The following is a 16452-nucleotide window of genomic DNA, read 5'->3' as shown; positions in this document are numbered from 1 at the left end:
AGCGAACCCTAGCCCCGTGCCACCCCGCAGACGCCGAAGGCCCGGACCGTCGTGGTCCGGGCCTTCGGGGAGTCGGTGGGTGGGGTCAGTTCTTCTCGGTGAGCTTGTGGGTCTCGTCGGTGATCGAGCTCGCGATCTCCTTGAGCTTCTCACCGTGCTCGCGGGCGTGGTGGGCGCAGAACAGCAGTTCGCCGCCGGAGTGGAGCTCCGCGCGTACGTAGGCCTGCGCTCCGCACCGGTCGCAACGGTCCTCGGACGTGAGCGGCGAGCTGGTGGCAACGGCAGTGGTCACATCGGCCTCATTTCTGAATCATGATTGCGCCGGGATAACGTACGTGAGTCTTGGAAGATTCCCTAGATCGCTAGCGTTTCCTCGCGGACTCTTACCGCCGCCGCACCTCTAATCCTTGCAGTTGTCGCTCCGGGTTGGGGATCCGGGTCGGACCTACCCCGCGGGACATCGCTGTCCGTGACAGACATTCTTACCTGTCGACCGACCATTTCGTGCATCGAAACCCGCAAGTTCCACGTAACGGACCGATCACGACGAACATGTGCCGCACGATGGCGCATGGGCCGGTTGCCGCGTGCCTGCGTGAGACCCGGGCGTGTCGCACGGTAGATTTCATCCAAGAAACACCCCCACGCAGTACCCCGGGTACCACGCAGTTACGCAGGAGCCGATCATCTCTGACAACACCTACAACGCCGCGCACCTCCTCGTCCTCGAGGGCTTGGAGGCGGTGCGCAAGCGTCCCGGTATGTACATCGGCTCGACCGATACCCGCGGCCTCATGCACTGCCTGTGGGAGATCATCGACAACGGCGTCGACGAGGCGCTGGCGGGTGTCGCCGGCCACGTCGAGGTGACGATGCACCCCGACGGCTCGGTCGAGGTCTACGACGACGGCCGTGGCATCCCGACCGACAAGGAACCCCGCACCGGGCTTCCGGGCGTCGAGGTGGTCGCGACCAAGCTGCACGCGGGCGGCAAGTTCGGTGGTGGCTCCTACAACGCGACCGGCGGTCTGCACGGTGTCGGCCTCTCGGTCGTCAACGCGCTCTCGAGTCGCATGGACATCGACGTGGACCGCTCGCCGGCCCAGCAGGGGATGTCGTTCCGCCGGGGCGTGCCCGGGGTGTTCGACGGCGACGGCCCGACGGCCGCCTTCACGCCGCAGAGCGGCCTGACGCGCAAGGGCAAGCGAGTCGCCAAGGGCAAGAGCGGCACCAGGGTCAGGTTCTGGCCCGACCGGCAGATCTTCACCAAGGACGCCCGCTTCGAGCTCGAGGGCCTGCTCGGCCGGGCCCGGCAGACGAGCTTCATCGTGCCCGGGCTCGAGCTGGTCATCCGCGACCTGTCCGGCGAGGACCCGGTCGAGGAGAAGTTCCGCCACGACGGCGGCATCGCCGAGTTCGTCGACTTCCTGGCCAAGGACGAGCCGGTCAGCGGCGTACTCCGCCTGCAGGGTTCGGACACCTTCACCGAGACCGTGCCGATGCTCGACGACGCCGGCCACATGACGCCGCAGGACGTCGAGCGCGAGCTCGGCGTCGACATCGCGGTGCGGTGGGGCAGCGGCTACGACAACGAGATCCGCTCCTTCGTCAACGTGATCGCCACCCCGAAGGGCGGCACCCACGTCAGCGGCTTCGAGAACGCGCTGACCAAGACGTTCAACGACGCCATGCGCGCCACCAAGGTGCTCAAGGTCAACGACAAGGACATCGTCAAGGAAGACATCCTCGAGGGTCTGACCGCGGTGGTGACGGTGCGTCTGGCCGAGCCGCAGTTCGAGGGCCAGACGAAGGAGATCCTCGGCACCCCGGCTGCCCGCAGCGTGGTGCGCAAGGTCGTGGCCGCGGAGATGAAGACGTTCCTCACCGAGTCGCGCGGGGCGCAGAAGCAGCAGGCCAAGCTGGTGATGGAGAAGGTGTACGCCGCCTCCAAGACCCGGCTCTCGCTGCGTCAGCAGAAGGAGAACCAGCGGCGCAAGAACGCGCTGGAGTCCTCTGCGCTGCCGTCCAAGCTCGCCGACTGCCGCACCACCGACGACCGGGCCGAGCTGTTCATCGTCGAGGGTGACTCCGCGCTCGGCACCGCGAAGGTGGCCCGCAACTCGGAGTTCCAGGCGCTGCTGCCGATCCGCGGCAAGATCCTCAACGTCCAGAAGGCCTCGGTCGGCGACATGCTGAAGAACGCCGAGTGCTCCTCGATCATCCAGGTGGTCGGGACCGGCACAGGTCGCAGCTTCGACCTGGACGCGGCGCGCTACGGCAAGATCATCTTCATGGCGGACGCCGACTCCGACGGCGCCCACATCCGTACGCTGCTGGCGACCCTGTTCTTCAAGTACATGCCCGAGCTGATCGCCGCCGGCAAGGTCTACACCGCCGTCCCGCCGCTGCACCGGATCGAGATCTCCAACCCCAAGAAGGGGATGGAGAAGTACATCTACACCTACTCCGACCCGGAGCTGCAGCGGAAGCTCGCCGAGCTGAAGAAGAAGAACGTCACCTGGAAGGACCCGGTGCAGCGCTACAAGGGTCTGGGTGAGATGGACGCCGACCAGCTGGCCGAGACCACCATGGACCCGCGCCACCGGACGCTTCGCCGGCTGACGCTGGACGATGCCGACGAGGCCGCGGCGGTCTTCGACCTGCTGATGGGATCCGAGGTAGCTCCGCGCAAGGAGTTCATCGTCGCCGGGGGCGGTCAGCTCTCCGAGACCGACCTCGACTTCTAGGGCCGTGACCTCAGCGATGGACCAGAAGGCAGCCCGGACAGCGGCGACCAAGGCGTTCAAGACGGGCGGCATGCCCCTGCGCAAGGGCCATCACCGGCTCGGCGACCCCAAGAGCGACGACATCGTCTGGTACGTCGACCTGCGCGCCCAGGGCGCCGGGCCGAGCGCGCCGCTGCGCTATGAGATCGGCTGCTGGGTCGCTGCCCTCGGCCACCCGGAGCCGGAGGGCGGACCGGTCGACTGCCCGCTGCTGCTCGACCGGCCGGTCGCGGCCACCACACCCGCCGAGATCGGCGAGGAGGTCGACGAGCTGGTGACACTCGTCGCCGATCTCGACTCGGTCACCGCGCTGCGCGACGCGCTGGCGGAGGGGACGCTGGGGCGGCCGCTGGTCGACCAGTCGCTGCGTACGTTTCTGGATGGGTAGGGCCCTGGACGGCTGACGCTCGGTCAGCGCTCGGCCAGCAGGGCGAAGAGGTCGCCGACCTCGCCCAGGTGACCGAGCTTGTCGGGGTTGAGGACGTTGTGCATGCGTACGATCCGGCCGCCGTCGACGTCGAGGGCGATGACGCCGAGCAGGGCGCCGTCGGCGCCTCGGGTGAGCATCGCCGGCTGACCGTTGGCGTGCGAGAGCTCCAGACGTACGCCGAAGCGCTCGCCCTGACGCATGAGCCCGAGCAGGAAGCGGGTGACGGCGACGGCGCCCAGCATGGGCTTCTGGATGGCTGGAGCCCGGCCGCCGCCGTCGGCGACGAAGACGACGTCGTCGGCGAGCAGGCGTTCCAGGCCGGCGATGTCGCTCGCGGAGAGCGCGGCGACGAACTGGGAGGCGAGCTGGTCGCGGCGCTCGCGGGACGGGTCGAACCGCGGCGTGCCGTCGGCGATCCGCTTGCGGGCACGGGTGAAGATCTGGCGGCAGTTGGTCGCGCTCTTGTCGACGACGGGGGCGATGTCCTCGTAGTCGTAGCCCAGCACCTCCCGCAGCACGAACACGGCGCGCTCGACCGGGGTGAGGGACTCCAGCAGGACCAGGAACGCGGTGCTTACGGTCTCGTCGAGCTCGAGGCGGTGGCTCGGGTCCTCGTCGGAGACGAGGATCGGCTCGGGCAGCCACGGCCCGACGTACTGCTCACGGCGGTGGCGGGCCGAGCGCAGGGTGTCGATGGCGATCCGGGTGGTGACCGTGGTGGCGTACGCATCGAGGTTGTCGACCTCCTCGCTGCTGCGGTGCATGCGCAGGAACGCCTCCTGCACGACGTCCTCCGCCTCGGCGACGCTGCCGAGCATCCGGTAGGCGATCGAGAACATCAGCGGGCGGAGCCCGTCATGGGCGGTTGCGAGGTCCACGAACGCAGGACCTTACGCCAGCTGTCACAGGAGCGCAGGTTGTTTCGTCGGTGGGGTCAACAACGACGAAAGGAACAGAAAATGCGCATCTTCATCGCAGGCGGAACCGGTGCGGTCGGCGTCAGGATGGTGCCGCTTCTGGTGGCCGCCGGACACGAGGTCTACGGCTCGACCCGGCACGAGGCCGGGTGCGAGGCGCTGGCCGGCATGGGCGCGACCGGGATCGTGATGGACCCGCTGGACGCGCAGAGCGTCCACGACGCCGTCGCCAAGGCGGCACCCGAGGTCGTCGTGCACCAGCTCACCGCGCTGGGCGGCCTCAGCGGGAACCTGAAGAAGTGGGACCAGGACTTCGCGATGACCAACCGGCTGCGTACCGAGGGCACCGACCACCTGCTGGCGGCGTCCCGGGCGGCCGGGGTGCGGCGGTTCGTCGCGCAGAGCTTCGGCGGCGGCTGGACCTACGAGCGCACCGGCGGCTGGGTCAAGGACGAGAGCACCCCGATGATCACCGACCCCGGCAAGGAGGCGCGAGGCGCCCTGGCGGCGATCCGTCACCTGGAGGAGGCGGTGACCGCCGCCTCTGACCTCGAGGGGCTGGTGCTGCGCTACGGCAACTTCTACGGCCCCGGCAACGCGGCCTCGCGCGAAGGTGCGATCGGCGAGCTGCTGCGCGCGGGCAAGATGCCGGTGGTGGGTGGCGGCACCGGGGTGTGGTCGTTCGTCCACATCGACGATGTGGGGGCGGCGACCGCCGCGGCGGTCGAGCGTGGTGCGCCGGGCATCTACAACATCGTCGACGACGAGCCCGCTCCGGTGAACCAGTGGATGCCGTTCCTGGCCGAGCAGGTCGGCGGCCGGAACCCGATGCGCCTGCCGGCCTGGCTGGCCCGGCCGCTGATCGGTGAGTTCGGGGTCGCGCTGATGACCTCGGTGCGCGGCTCCTCGAACGCCAAGGCGAAGCGGGAGCTCGGCTGGACGCCGTCGTACGCCACCTGGCGCGAGGGCTTCCGGACCGGGATCGGCTGAGCCGGGTAGCGATCTCGTGGTTATGGTGGCGCGGTGAAGATGATCGCGTTGCAGGACGAGTGGTGGCCGACGATGACCTGCTTCGGGTGCGGGCCGGCCAACGCCGAGGGGCTCCGGCTGAAGAGCTATCCGCAGCTGGACGGGAGCGTGACCGCGACCTTTCAGCCGTGGCCGCAGCACGACAACGGCGGCGGGTTCCTCAACGGCGGGATCATCGCGACCCTGCTCGACTGCCACAGCGCCGCCGCGGTGCACCAGGAGGCGTTCCTCAACGGCTGGATGCCTGCCGAAGGGGAGTCGCTGGCCTACGTCACGGCCGGGATCGACGTACGCTACCGGCGGCCGGCCCCGCTCCGGGAGCCGGTCACGCTGATCGCGTCGACCAAGGACGCCAGCGAGGACCAGATCACCTCGCTGGTGCGGCTGGAGTGGGACGGGAAGGTCCGCGCCGAGGGCGAGGCGCTGTGGAGGCGGTGGCGCCCCCGCGACTGAGAAATGGGAGACGGCCCCCACCAGGTGAGGGCCGTCCCATTCTCTCGTCGAGCAGCTCAGTCGAGAAGCTCGGTCACGGTGCCGGCGGCGACGGTGTGACCGCCTTCGCGGACCGCGTACCCGAGTCCGACGTTCATCGCGATCGGCTTCTCCAGCTCCACTCCGAGCTCGATCGTGTCGCCGGGCATGACCAGGGCGATCTCACCCAGGTCGATCCCGCCGGGCACGTCCGTGGTCCGGAAGTAGAACTGCGGTCGGTAGTCCGCGGCGAACGGCGTGTGCCGGCCACCCTCGGCGGTGGACAGCGCGTGCAGGTTCGCCCGGAACTTCCGGTGCGGCCGTACGCTGCCCGGCAGCGCCACCACCTGGCCGCGACGGACCTCGTCGCGCTTGACGCCACGCAGCAGCACCGCCGCGTTGTCGCCCGCGTCCGCGGACTCCAGCGACTTGCCGAACGTCTCGAGCCCGATCGCCGTGCTGGTGATCGTCGCGCCGAGGCCCACGACCTCGACCGCGTCGCCGACCTTCAGCGACCCGCGCTCGACGGCACCGGTGACCACCGTCCCGCGGCCGGTGATGGTGACGACGTTCTCGATCGGCATCAGGAACGGCTCGCCGAGCTCGCGCTCCGGCACCGGCACGTAGCCGTCGATCGCGTCGAGCAGGTCACCGATCGCGGCGGTCCACTCCGGGTCGCCCTCCAGCGCCTTCAGTCCGGAGACCCGGACGACAGGTACGTCGTCGCCGGGGAACCCGTACTCGGAGAGGAGGTCGCGGACCTCCAGCTCGACCAGGTCGAGCAGCTCCGGGTCGTCGACGGTGTCGGCCTTGTTGAGCGCCACCACCAGGTACGGCACGCCCACCCGGCGCGCGAGCAGCACGTGCTCGCGCGTCTGCGGCATGGCGCCGTCCTGGGCGGAGACGACCAGGATCGCGGCGTCCACCTGGGCAGCGCCGGTGATCATGTTCTTCACGTAGTCGGCGTGCCCGGGCATGTCGACGTGCGCGTAGTGCCGGGTCGCGGTCTCGTACTCGACGTGCGAGATGTTGATCGTGATCCCGCGCTGCAGCTCCTCCGGAGCACGGTCGATGCCATCGAAGGCGATGAAGCGGTTCACGCTCGGGTCGCGCTCCGCGAGCACCTTGGTGATCGCGGCGGTCAGGGTGGTCTTGCCGTGGTCGACGTGACCCATCGTCCCGATGTTGAGGTGCGGCTTGGTCCGCACGAACTGGCCCTTGGCCATGAGAGTTCCTTTGTGTGTCAGAAGATTTCGGGGTGAGCCAGGACCCTCCGGCAAGCCCTCACAGCGCTGTCACCGCGATGAGGGGGCCGGTGCGGGCCACCCTCCTCCGCGGGTCCTGCAGAGCAGGAGGAGGGTCAGCTTCGCGCGCCGGTGCAATCGACTGACGGTGCCCACGTGGGAGCGCCCGTCAGGCTCGTGCCTGACAGGTGGTGCTCGGAAACCACGCGGAACATGCTCATCACGTTAGGCATCAACACCGGCCTCGGCAAAGTAATTCCGACGCCCCACAACCTGCCGAGTCGGCGCGTTATGACGCGCCGACTCGACGGGGATTGTGGTCAGGATGAGCCGACTCGGCCGGATTTCAGGTCAGGACGAGCCGACTCGGCGAGGGTCGAGGCGGACCACGACCGACTTCGACGTCGGGGTGCGGCTGCCGTCGGCGTAGGAGTCGAGCGGGATGAGGACGTTCGTCTCCGGGAAGTACGCCGCGGCGGAGCCGCGAGGGGTGGCGTAGGCGACGACGCGGAACCCCTCGGCCCGGCGCTCGCCGTCGGTCCAGACCGAGACGATGTCGACGGCGCCGCCATCCGCGATGCCGAGCTCGCGGAGGTCCTCGGGGTTGACGAAGACGACGTGGCGCCCGCCCTTGATGCCGCGGTAGCGGTCGTTGTAGCCGTAGACCGTGGTGTTGAACTGGTCGTGGGAGCGCAGCGTCTGGAGCAGCAGGTGGCCCGGGGGAGCCGAGACCGCGGTCAGCGGGTTGGCGGTGATCCGGGCCCGGCCGGTCGCGGTGTTGAAGGTGCGCGAGTCGCGGGGGCCGTTGGGCAGGGCGAAGCCGCCGGGCGCCTTCAGTCGGGTCTCGAAGTCCTCGAACCCGGGGATCACGGCGGAGATGTGCCGGCGGATCCGGGAGTAGTCCGAGCCCAACGTGGCCCAGTCGACACCGTTGTCCGAGCCGAAGAGCGCCTCGCCGATGGCGCAGACGATGCCGACCTCGCTGCGCAGCTCCTTCGAGCCCGGAAGCAACCGGCCGTAGGAGGCGTGGACCATGCCCATCGAATCCTCGACGGTGACGTACTGCTCGCGGCCGCCGGTCTCGTCGCGCTCGGTGCGGCCCAGGCAGGGCAGGATCAGACCCTCGCGGCCGTGGTGGAGGTGGCTGCGGTTGAGCTTGGTCGAGATCTGGACGGTGAGGCCGACGTTGGCCAGCGCGGCCGTGGTGACGGCGGTGTCGGGGGTCGCGGCGGCGAAGTTGCCGCCCAGGGCGAGGAAGACGTCGACGGCGCCGTCGCGCATCGCCTCGATCGCGGCGACCACGTCGAAGCCGTCCTCACGGGGCGGCGTGATGCCGAACTCGGCACCGACCGCGTCGAGGAACCACGCCGGCGGCTTCTCCCAGATGCCCATCGTGCGGTCGCCCTGCACGTTGGAGTGGCCGCGGACCGGGCAGGCGCCCGCGCCGGGCTTGCCGATGTTGCCACGCAGCAGCAGGAACGAGGCGATCTCGCGGATCGTGGCGACCGAGTTCTTGTGCTGGGTCAAACCCATCGCCCAGCACACGATGACGCGCTCGCGGGACTCGACCAGGTCGGTCAGCGACTCGATCTCCTCCCGGGAGATGCCGCTGAGCCGGGTGATCTCGTCCCACTCCATCGCTGCCCACGCCTGCGCCGCGACCTCGAAGCCGTCGGTGTGCTCCTCGATGAAGGGGTGCGCGATGGCGTCGCGCTCGACGAGCAGCTTGTTGATCCCGGCGAACAGCGCCAGGTCGCCGTTGACCTGCACGGGTACGTGGACGTCGGCGAGCTGTGTGCCGACGCCGGTGACGCCGCGTACGGTCTGGGGGTTGCGGAACCGCCCCAGCCCGGCCTCGCGCAGCGGGTTGATCGAGACGACCTTGGCGCCGTTCTCCTTGGCGGACTCGAGCGCGGTCAGCATCCGGGGGTGGTTGGTGCCGGGGTTCTGACCGACCACGAAGATCAGGTCGGAGTGTTCGGCGAGGTCGTCGTAGGTGACCGTGCCCTTGCCGATGCCGATCACCTCGCCGAGTGCGGTGCCGCTGGACTCGTGGCACATGTTGGAGCAGTCGGGCAGGTTGTTGGTGCCGAGCTGGCGGGCGAGCAGCTGGTAGACGAACGCGGCCTCGTTGGACGCCCGGCCGGAGGTGTAGAAGACCGAACGGTCGGCATCGGACGCGCGCATCCGGTCGGCGATGAGCGAGATCGCGTCGGACCAGGTGATGGGGGAGTAGTGGGTCTCGCCGGGGGCGACGTACATCGGCTCGGTCAGCCGGCCCTGCGACTCCAGCCAGTGGTCGTCGCGCTCGTTGAGCGAGGCGATCGAGTTGGCCGCGAAGAAGGCGCGGTCGACCCGCTTGCGGGTCGCCTCCCAGGCCACCGCCTTCGCACCGTTCTCGCAGAACTCCGCCGCCTTGCGGTGGTCGGGGTCCGGCCAGGCGCACGAGGGACAGTCGAAGCCGCCGACCTGGTTGACCTTGAGCAGCGTCTGCAGGCTGCGCCTGGGGCCCATCTCGCGCAGTGCGTACTCCATCGAGTGGGCCACGCCGGGAAGTCCGACCGCGGCCGTCTCCGGCTCCTTGATGCGGAGGGTGGGTTCGGGCAGGTCTACGGAGTGCTCGGTGCTCACCCGAGGCACACTACTCCGAGGCGATCGCCTTGAGGACGTCTTCCCTCCCCGCGCGGATGGCCGGGAGGAGCGCGGCCAGGACGCCGACGACCACGGCGATCGCCATGAAGATGGCCAGCTGGTCGAGCGGCACCCACAGGCTGGTGAGGTCGTCGCGCAGCGCGTCGCGCAGCAGCACCCCGAAGAGCACCCCGAGGGCGAGCCCGAGCACCGCGCCGAGGACCGCGATCGTCACCGACTCCAGAGTGATCATCCGGCGCAGCTGCCCGCGGGAGAGACCGATGGCGCGCAGCAGCCCGATCTCGCGGGTGCGCTCGATGACGCTGAGGCCGAGGGTGTTGACGATGCCGATCACGGCGATCACGATCGCCAGCGCGAGCAGTCCGTAGATCATGTAGAGCAGCTGGTTGACCTGCCCCTTGATCGACTCGGCGAACTCGTCCTTGTCCTGCACCGCCACCACCGGACGGTCCTCGACGAGCTTGTCGAGACGGTCGTGGACGACGGCCGGGTCGGCTCCGCGGGCGAGCATGATGCTCAGCGAGGCATCCTCGCGCGGCACCTTGGCCGCGACGAGGTCCTCGATGCGCACCGTGATGTCGCCGGTGACCTGGGTCCGGGCGATGATCCCGCTGATCTGGGGGCGCTGCTGGCGGCCGCTGACGAAGGTGAGGTCGATGCGGTCACCGAGCTGCCACTCGTGCTCCTTCGCGGCCTCGTCGGTGACCAGCACCTGGCCGGGCTTGACGTCCTCGCTGCCCTCGAGCACGTCGAGGTCATAGACCTGTGACAGGTGCTCGTCGACGCCGAAGAGGAACTCGACGTCGTTCTTCTTCGGGTTCTGCAGGTCCACCTTGCCGACTACGGCCTGGGCGATCTGGGAGCGTGAGACGGTCGCGACGCCCTCCACCTTCTCCATCTCATCGCCGATCGAGGTCGGGAACGGGGTGAACGTCGGGCTCTGCACGACCAGGTCGGGCTTGAACTGCTCCTCGACCACATCGGAGATCGAGGCGTTCATCGAGGCGGCGAGCACGCCGATGAGGGAGACCAGCGCCAGGCCGATCATCAGCGCCGACGCGGTGGCGCCGGTGCGCCGTGGGTCGCGCATCGCGTTCTGGCCGGCCAGCTTGCCGGTCATCCCGAAGACAGCCCCCGAGACCGTACGCAGCGCCGCCAGCACCGGGCGGCCCAGGAACGCGCTGATCCAGGCGACCGAGAGGATCGAGATCCCGGCCCCGACGCCCACCCACAGCGCCGGGCTGGTCGGCACGTCGAAGCCGCCGGGAAGAGTGATCTCCGGGACCCCGATCCGCGGCACCGCGGCGATCGCGAGCCCGGCGGCCAGCAGGACGAGCCCCACCGACGTACGCAGGACGGTGGATCTGGCCGGAGGCTGGGTGTCCTCGCGCATCGCCGCCACCGGCGGGACCTTCCCGGCCCGGCGGGAGGGCAGCAGGGCCGCGGCGAGCGTGACGCAGACGCCCACGGCGTAGGAGATCCAGATGGTGCGCGGGGTGAGGACGAGGACGTCGGAGGCGATCTCCAGGCCCGCCTGACGGAAGACGGCGGCCAGGGCGTGGGCCAGTCCCCAGCCGGCGAGAACCCCGACGGTGGCCGCGATCAGCGACATCACCAGCGCCTCGAAGAGCACCGAGGTGGTGACCTGGCGGCGGGAGGCCCCCAGGGCGCGGAGCAGCGCCAGCTGGCGGGAGCGCTGCGCGATCAGGATGGAGAAGGTGTTGACGATGATGAAGGCCCCGACGATGACCGCGATCACCGCGAAGACGATCAGGAAGACCGAGATCACGTCGAGGAACTCGCCGATCGCGTCCTCGGACTCCTCGACCATCTTGTCGCCGGTGACGGCCTCGAACCCCTTCGGGACCACCGTCTCCGCGGCCTCGACGAGCTCCTTCTGGGAGACGCCGGGGGCGGCGGTCAACGAGATCCCGGAGTAGACGTCCTTGCCGTCGGTGAACAGGCTCTGGGCGCCGGCCGTGCTGAAGATCAGCAGCTGCGCGCCCGCGGTGCCACCGCCGTTGAAGGAGGCGGTGCCGGTGAGGGTGACCTTGCGGCGGGTCTCGCCCTGGGGCGCGATCAGGGTGACGGAGTCGCCCACCTGGTAGCCGGCCTTCTCCGCGGTCGCCTCGTCGAGGACGAGCTCCTTGTCCCCGGTCGGCCAGCTCCCGGTGATGAGCTCGAGCGACGGCTCGCCGAGCAGGTTGGGGGTTCCGGTGTGGTTGAACGCCAGCGTCGGCGCACCCGAGCTGCTGACCAGCTTGTCGTCGGTGTCGAGCACATAGAGTCCCGCGCCCTGGACGACGCCGTCGGCGCGGGCGACCTCCGGCAGCGTACGCAGCTTCTCGATGGCCGCCGGCTCCAGCGTGGCCGCGCCGCCGCTGCCGGGGCGGCTGGCCTCGGCCGAGCTGGCGCTGTTGGTCGGGCGTACCTGGCCGTCGGGCGTGGAGCCGTTGATGATGCCGGAGAAGGTGCGGTCGAGTCCGTGCGAGAAGGTGAGTACGCCGGCCAGGAACGCCACGCCCAGGACGATCGCGAGCGTCGACATGAGCAGGCGCACCTTGTGCGCGGCGAGGTTGCGCAGCGTCAGCCGGAGCACCTCAGGCGCCTTCGCGAATCGGGTCCAGGCCCATCGCCCGTGCCTGCAGGTCGGCCATGTGGGCCAGGATCTCCTCGCGGCTCGGGTTGGCCAGCTCGTCGACGATGCGGCCGTCGGCCAGGAAGATCACCCGGTCGCAGTAGGAGGCGGCGACCGGGTCGTGAGAGACCATGACGATGGTCTGGCCCAGGTCGTCGACGCTGTGGCGCAGGAAGTCGAGCACCTGGGCGGCCGAGGTGGAGTCGAGGTTGCCGGTCGGCTCGTCGGCGAAGACGATGTCGGGCTTGGAGACCAGCGCCCGGGCACAGGCGACCCGCTGCTGCTGTCCGCCGGAGAGCTCGCTCGGCTTGTGCGAGAGCCGCGGTCGCAGATCGACGGTGTCGATGACCTGGTCGAACCATCCCGGGTCCGGCTTCTTCCGGGCCAGCGAGAGCGGCAGCAGGATGTTCTCCTGCGCGGTCAGCGTCGGGACCAGGTTGAACGCCTGGAAGACGAACCCGATCTTGTCGCGCCGCAGCGAGGTGAGGCGGCGGTCGCGCATCTTGCCGAGCTTGCGACCGCCGACGATCACCTCACCGGTCGTGGGCTTGTCGAGCGCCGCCAGGCAGTGCATCAGCGTCGACTTGCCCGAGCCTGATGGACCCATGATGGCGGTGAACTGCCCCGCATAGAGGTCCAGGCTCACGCCGTCGAGCGCGCGGACCTCTGCGGCGCCCTTGCCGTAGGTCTTGTGCAGGTCGATCGCCTGGGCGGCGATCTCGAGTCGGTCTGCGTCGGTCACGACCCCAACTCTGGCTCACCCATGGTGAGCGCGCATCGGGGTTTATACCGATTTCGTAGATCTCGACCCGCTTCGCGGGTTCGCCGGCTCAGATCTTCTGGTTGAGCAGACCCGTGTCGACGTCGTAGATGAACCCGCCGACCTTGACGTCCTCGGGGACGAACGGGTGCGAGCGGACCTTGGCGACGTCCTCGGCGAGCGCGCGGGCCTGGTCGTCGACGACGACGGTCAGGTCGAGCCAGGACGCGTCCTGGCCCGCGGACTCGGAGAGCTTGGCGCGCAGCTCGGCCTCGGTGTTGGAGGCGACCGCACAGCGGGTGTGGGGCACGATCAGGATGCGCTTGACGTTGAGGAGGTGCACGCCGAGCACCAGCGCCTCCATCGCCTGCGGGGTCACCCGGCCACCGGGGTTGCGGAAGATCTTGGCGTCCCCGAGGCTCAGTCCCAGCATGGCCAGCGGCTCGATGCGGGAGTCCATGCAGGTCACGATCGCCACTCCGGCGTGGGCGACGCCGTCGAAGCCGCCGGTGTCGAACGTGTCGGCGTAGGTCTGGTTCGCGGCAAGCAGGTCATCGAAATCGGCCATGGGGTCAAGGTAGCCGATATCGCGGCGCCTACCTCGACCTGTGTCAGATAGCGTGCGTGATGTGATCGACGCCCTACTCGAGCCCAGTGACCTGCCCCACCGCCTGCCCCGTTTCGCGGACATCTCGATCGAGGACTACGGCCCGGCGATCGAGCAGGGGATGGCCGAGCAGCTGGCCGCGCTGGCCGCGATCACGGCCTCGGCCGAGGAGCCGACGTTCGAGAACACGCTGGTCGCCCTGGAGCGGTCCGGCGAGCGGCTGGACCGGGTCCTGCGGATCTTCTTCTCGCTGCTCTCCGCGGACTCCGACGACGATCTGGACGAGCTCCATGCTGCGTACGCTCCACGGCTGGCGGCCCACCACGACGCGCTGCTCCTCGACGACGCGCTCTTCGCCCGGGTGAACGCTGTCTATGAGAAGCGGGCCGAGCTGCAGGGCGAGGACCGCTATCTGGTCGAGCGCAACCACCGCGACTTCGTGCTCGCCGGTGCTGCGCTGGGGCCGGCGGAGAAGGCACGCCTGCGGGAGCTCAACCAGGAGATCTCCGGGCTGGAGGCGGCGTTCGGGCAGGCGGCGCAGGCCGACTCCAACGACCTCGCCGTGGTCGTCGACACCGTCGAGGAGCTCGCCGGGCTGACCCCGGGGGAGATCTCCGCGGCGGCGGCGGCCGCCGAGGGCAGGGGACTGGCGGGCAAGTTCCTGATCACGCTGACCCTGTTCACCGCCCACCCCTACCTGTCGGTGCTGGAGAACCGGGAGCTGCGCCAGCGGCTGTTCGAGGCCCAGCTCGCCCGTGGCTCGCGCGGCAACGCCAACGACACCCGCGGCATCGCGCTCGACGCGCTGCGGCTGCGGGCGGAGAAGGCCCAGCTGCTCGGGTTCGACAGCTACGCCGGTCTGGTGACCGCGGACAACACCGCCGGCACCCCGAAGGCCGTCCGCGACATGCTGGAGCGGCTGGCGGCGCCGGCGGCTCGCAACGCCCGAGCTGAGCAGTCCGCGCTCGAGGCCTCGGCGGGCGGGCCGATCGAGGCCTGGGACTGGCCGTACTACGCGGAGAGGGTCCGAGTCTCGGAGTACGACGTCGACCTGGCCGTGCTGCGGCCGTGGTTCGAGGCCGACCGGGTGCTGCGCGACGGCGTCTTCTTCGCCGCCGGCCGGCTCTACGGGCTGACCTTCGAGGAGCGCCCCGACCTGCAGGGCTACCACCCCGAGGTACGCGTCTTCGAGGTCTCCCGCGACGGCGAGCCGATCGGCCTCTTCCTGCTCGACCTCTACACCCGGGACTCGAAGAAGGGCGGCGCGTGGATGAACTCCTACGTCACCGCCAACACGCTGCTGGGTGAGCCGTCGGCGGTCGTGACCAACAACCTCAACGTGCCCAAGCCGGCGCCGGGGGAGCCGACGCTGCTCACGTTCGACCAGGTCAACACGCTCTTCCACGAGTTCGGGCACGCGCTCCACGGGCTGCTCGCGCGGGCGACCTACCCGCGGTTCGCCGCGACGTCGGTCTACCGCGACTTCGTCGAGTACCCGTCCCAGGTCAACGAGATGTGGATGCTCTGGCCCGAGGTGCTCGCCAACTACGCCGTACATCACGAGACCGGTGAGCCGATCCCGGCCGACGTGCTCGGCAAACTCGAGGCGTCCGCCACGTTCAACGAGGGGTTCGCGACCTCCGAGTACCTGGCCGCCGCGCTCATCGACCTCGCCTGGCACGAGCTCGGTCCGGCCGACGTACCGACCTCGCCGGAGGCTGTCGAGGAGTTCGAGGCGGCCGCGCTCTCGGCGGTCGGCCTGGACAACCCGGCGGTGCGGCCTCGCTACTACACGGCGTACTTCAAGCACATCTTCGGCGGCTACGCCTCGGCGTACTACTCCTACATCTGGTCCGAGGTCCTCGACGCCGACACGGTCGCGTGGTTCAAGGAGAACGGCGGCCTGACGAGAGAGAACGGCGAGGCGTACGTCCGTTATGTGATCGGCATCGGCGGCACTCGGGACCCGCTGGAGTCCTATGCGGAGTGGCGCGGCCGGCCGGCCCCGATCGCTCCGTTGCTGGAGCGCCGGGGCCTGGCCTGAGGGTCAGCGGTCCCGCGGATCCGCGGGACCGGCCCAGCTGGACTGCGGGTCGCTGGCGGGAAAGGTCTCTTCCTCGGTCTCGTCCTGGCGATCGCGCTCGGCGCCTTCCTCCTCGACCCGGTCCGGGGTGGGGAAGGGGATCGGAGACTCGGTGCTCTCGTCAGCGCCGGTCACCGGGTCCTTGGTTTCCTTCTCGACCATGTTCTCTGCTCCCATCTGAAGACTTCGCTGCTGTCGTCGATGCCGTTCAGCATCCACTGTGCCACGGCCACGTCAGGATCGGCTCAGCGCGTCCTTGACACGGTCCGCGATGGAGTGGAACGGCATGGTGGCCAGTTGCTTGGGCACCGATCCGGCGGAGCCGGGGTGGGGGTGGGTCGGTGCGATGAGCTCGGTCGCGGTCAGGCGCTTGCCCATCATGTGGCGAGCCGTCTCGTCGATCGTGCTGAGAAGCAGCGGGAACTCGACACGCTCCTCCTCTTCGGCGTGCTGCTCGACCGCGATCTGGAAGATCGGGAAGGTCTCGTCGAACTCGGGGCTGTCGACGCCGACCTCCTCGAGCCGGGCCAGCATCTCGGTGGCCTCCTTCTCATCGGCGTTGAGCGCCTTGGCGAGCGTCTCGCCGCCATGGGTCGAGGTGACCGTGTGGACGACGATCTGCTCGGCGGTCTCGTGCACCGCGAGCAGGACCCGGAGGTCGTCGAACGCCTGGCGCTTGGCCGGGCCCTCGGAGTTCCCCACCGTCGCGCAGAGCTGCCGGATGCCGGCGTGCTGCTGCAGCAGGATCCTGACCACGTCTCCCTCGGGTAACTCGGAGGCCTTCCTGAGGTCTTCGGTCACGTGGGACATGGGCTGCTCCTGTCTCGGATGTGTG

General features: G+C 69.4%; 14 protein-coding genes. 5 read left to right on the top strand and 9 right to left on the bottom strand.

The window, feature by feature from the left end; translation table 11 throughout:
• Window positions 1-85 precede the first annotated feature (85 nt).
• Complete coding sequence (locus tag ACW14X_RS04010) at window positions 86-292, bottom strand: DUF7455 domain-containing protein (protein ID WP_040756289.1); 207 nt, start codon at window positions 290-292, stop codon at window positions 86-88.
• A 469-nt stretch (window positions 293-761) separates the two neighbouring features.
• On the opposite strand from ACW14X_RS04010, the gene ACW14X_RS04005 reads away from it, so the two are divergent.
• Both ACW14X_RS04005 and ACW14X_RS04000 read left to right on the top strand, forming a co-directional pair.
• Window positions 762-2747: a DNA gyrase/topoisomerase IV subunit B gene (locus ACW14X_RS04005; protein ID WP_457164802.1), complete on the top strand. Its 1986-nt coding sequence runs from the start codon at window positions 762-764 to the stop codon at window positions 2745-2747.
• A gap of 4 nt (window positions 2748-2751) precedes the next feature.
• Window positions 2752-3174, top strand: coding sequence for a hypothetical protein (locus ACW14X_RS04000; protein ID WP_160024247.1), 423 nt, complete (start codon window positions 2752-2754; stop codon window positions 3172-3174).
• A gap of 23 nt (window positions 3175-3197) precedes the next feature.
• Here ACW14X_RS04000 and ACW14X_RS03995 read toward each other — a convergent pair whose 3' ends face one another.
• Window positions 3198-4094: an RNA polymerase sigma-70 factor gene (locus tag ACW14X_RS03995; protein ID WP_350844334.1), complete on the bottom strand. Its 897-nt coding sequence runs from the start codon at window positions 4092-4094 to the stop codon at window positions 3198-3200.
• 81 nt (window positions 4095-4175) lie between these two features.
• Between ACW14X_RS03995 and ACW14X_RS03990 the strand changes: the two genes are divergently transcribed.
• Together ACW14X_RS03990 and ACW14X_RS03985 are read left to right on the top strand one after the other, a co-directional pair.
• On the top strand, window positions 4176-5123 hold the full coding sequence (locus tag ACW14X_RS03990; RefSeq protein WP_457164801.1) for an NAD-dependent epimerase/dehydratase family protein: 948 nt from the start codon (window positions 4176-4178) through the stop codon (window positions 5121-5123).
• A 39-nt stretch (window positions 5124-5162) separates the two neighbouring features.
• Complete coding sequence (locus ACW14X_RS03985) at window positions 5163-5615, top strand: PaaI family thioesterase (RefSeq protein WP_457166044.1); 453 nt, start codon at window positions 5163-5165, stop codon at window positions 5613-5615.
• Window positions 5616-5671: 56 nt separating this feature from the next.
• Here ACW14X_RS03985 and tuf read toward each other — a convergent pair whose 3' ends face one another.
• From tuf to ACW14X_RS03960, 5 genes are all read right to left on the bottom strand, one after another.
• Complete coding sequence (gene tuf / locus ACW14X_RS03980) at window positions 5672-6859, bottom strand: elongation factor Tu (RefSeq protein ID WP_457164800.1); 1188 nt, start codon at window positions 6857-6859, stop codon at window positions 5672-5674.
• Between the two features lie 369 nt (window positions 6860-7228).
• Window positions 7229-9508, bottom strand: a complete 2280-nt coding sequence (locus tag ACW14X_RS03975; protein WP_457164799.1) for an FdhF/YdeP family oxidoreductase — start codon at window positions 9506-9508, stop codon at window positions 7229-7231.
• 10 nt (window positions 9509-9518) lie between these two features.
• A complete protein-coding gene (locus ACW14X_RS03970; protein ID WP_457164798.1) occupies window positions 9519-12128 on the bottom strand; it encodes an ABC transporter permease in 2610 nt (869 codons plus the stop codon).
• A gap of 1 nt (window position 12129) precedes the next feature.
• Window positions 12130-12909, bottom strand: a complete 780-nt coding sequence (locus ACW14X_RS03965; protein ID WP_457164797.1) for an ABC transporter ATP-binding protein — start codon at window positions 12907-12909, stop codon at window positions 12130-12132.
• Between the two features lie 88 nt (window positions 12910-12997).
• On the bottom strand, window positions 12998-13495 hold the full coding sequence (locus tag ACW14X_RS03960; RefSeq protein WP_160024239.1) for a beta-class carbonic anhydrase: 498 nt from the start codon (window positions 13493-13495) through the stop codon (window positions 12998-13000).
• A gap of 61 nt (window positions 13496-13556) precedes the next feature.
• Here ACW14X_RS03960 and ACW14X_RS03955 point away from each other — a divergent pair, with 61 nt between their 5' ends.
• Window positions 13557-15578 carry a M3 family metallopeptidase gene (locus tag ACW14X_RS03955; RefSeq protein ID WP_357358019.1) on the top strand — a complete coding sequence of 674 codons (2022 nt, stop codon included), beginning with the start codon at window positions 13557-13559 and terminating at the stop codon, window positions 15576-15578.
• Window positions 15579-15581: 3 nt separating this feature from the next.
• Here ACW14X_RS03955 and ACW14X_RS03950 read toward each other — a convergent pair whose 3' ends face one another.
• Both ACW14X_RS03950 and ACW14X_RS03945 read right to left on the bottom strand, forming a co-directional pair.
• Window positions 15582-15779 (bottom strand): hypothetical protein, encoded by a 198-nt coding sequence (locus ACW14X_RS03950; RefSeq protein WP_160024237.1) that lies wholly within the window; start codon window positions 15777-15779, stop codon window positions 15582-15584.
• Window positions 15780-15851: 72 nt separating this feature from the next.
• Window positions 15852-16427 carry a hemerythrin domain-containing protein gene (locus ACW14X_RS03945; RefSeq protein ID WP_357358022.1) on the bottom strand — a complete coding sequence of 192 codons (576 nt, stop codon included), beginning with the start codon at window positions 16425-16427 and terminating at the stop codon, window positions 15852-15854.
• Window positions 16428-16452: the final 25 nt, after the last annotated feature.

The sequence above is a fragment of the Nocardioides sp. YJ-D4 genome (genome assembly GCF_054031495.1).
Note: the sequence above shows the minus strand (reverse complement) of the source record. Positions and strands in the feature narration are given on the sequence as shown.

Excerpts from the sequence above, each read along its gene's own strand:
- tuf (WP_457164800.1), bottom strand. The coding sequence starts at position 6,859 with ATGGCCAAGGGCCAGTTCGTGCGGACCAAGCCGCACCTCAACATCGGG.
- ACW14X_RS03990 (WP_457164801.1), top strand. The coding sequence starts at position 4,176 with ATGCGCATCTTCATCGCAGGCGGAACCGGTGCGGTCGGCGTCAGGATG.
- ACW14X_RS03960 (WP_160024239.1), bottom strand. The coding sequence starts at position 13,495 with ATGGCCGATTTCGATGACCTGCTTGCCGCGAACCAGACCTACGCCGAC.
- ACW14X_RS03950 (WP_160024237.1), bottom strand. The coding sequence starts at position 15,779 with ATGGTCGAGAAGGAAACCAAGGACCCGGTGACCGGCGCTGACGAGAGC.
- ACW14X_RS04005 (WP_457164802.1), top strand. The coding sequence starts at position 762 with ATGTACATCGGCTCGACCGATACCCGCGGCCTCATGCACTGCCTGTGG.
- ACW14X_RS03985 (WP_457166044.1), top strand. The coding sequence starts at position 5,163 with ATGATCGCGTTGCAGGACGAGTGGTGGCCGACGATGACCTGCTTCGGG.
- ACW14X_RS03945 (WP_357358022.1), bottom strand. The coding sequence starts at position 16,427 with ATGTCCCACGTGACCGAAGACCTCAGGAAGGCCTCCGAGTTACCCGAG.